This window comes from Methylobacterium sp. AC690 (assembly GCF_979256535.1).
The window spans coordinates 1-848 of the sequence record NZ_CEEDOX010000052.1 but is presented as its reverse complement, the minus strand read 5'-3'; the positions used below and the strand labels follow the sequence as shown (position 1 = coordinate 848).

Here is an 848-nt window from a genome sequence, read left to right as displayed (position 1 = left end):
ACCTCCTCGAAGCCGGCGAACTGGGCCAGGTTTGCTAGGTCGAAGCTACCCGAGCCGGTGAGCGCGAGCACATCGTAGCCGGCGCCGCCATCCAGCTGGTCGCCACCCGTGTAGGTCGAGGTCGTGCCGTTGTAGACGTAAGTGCCAGCGTTCAGCGTTGCGGCAGTGGCCTGAACGATCTGGTCGCCGTCCGACGGCAGCACAACGTCCTGACCCGCCGTGAGGAGTGTGGTGCCTGCCGGAAGCGGCGGCTTCGTGTAGGTACCTGAGGCGTCGGTGATGGTCTCGATGGAGCTGGTGAAGAGCTGATCGCGCTGGGCGCTGGTCAGCGTCGCACCCTTGAGGATGACGGTATCCTGCCCAGCTCCACCCACGATCTGAAGAGCGGTCTGGTAGCTGCTGACGGTGAAGGCGGTGCCCGTCGCGTTCAGGCTCGTGATGGTCCCGGTGCTGGGGCCGGAATACAGGCCCGAGGAGACGTTCTTGCTGGTCAGATCCAGGGCAGCAGCCGTCGTGGCCAACGTTCCGTTGTAGCCCAAGCTGATGCTGGTGACGTCGGTCAGTGCAGCAGCGTCCACCTTCACGATGGTCTTGCCAGTGCCCATGGTGCTGCCTGACACGTTCAGGCTCTCGACGTGGCTGAGGCTGATGCTGGTCAGGTCGTAGGTCGTGTCGACGCTGGAGGATGCTCCCGTCGTAGGGTTGTAGCTGTAGGGCGAGGACAGGCTCAGAGTATCGTAGCCAGCGCCGCCATCGATGACGCTACCGGCTTGCAGCTTGTTCGAGCCATTGACGTAGATCTGGTCGCTCTCGTTCCCGCCCTGCAGCGTGACCCGGCCGGTGCCGAG

At 64.2% G+C, this 848-nt stretch carries 1 protein-coding gene; it reads right to left on the bottom strand.

All coding sequences use genetic code 11. From position 1 onward, the window contains the following. The coding region (locus tag AC0IY1_RS25285; RefSeq protein ID WP_471773323.1) for a hypothetical protein at nucleotides 1–848 on the bottom strand (848 nt) is incomplete at both ends.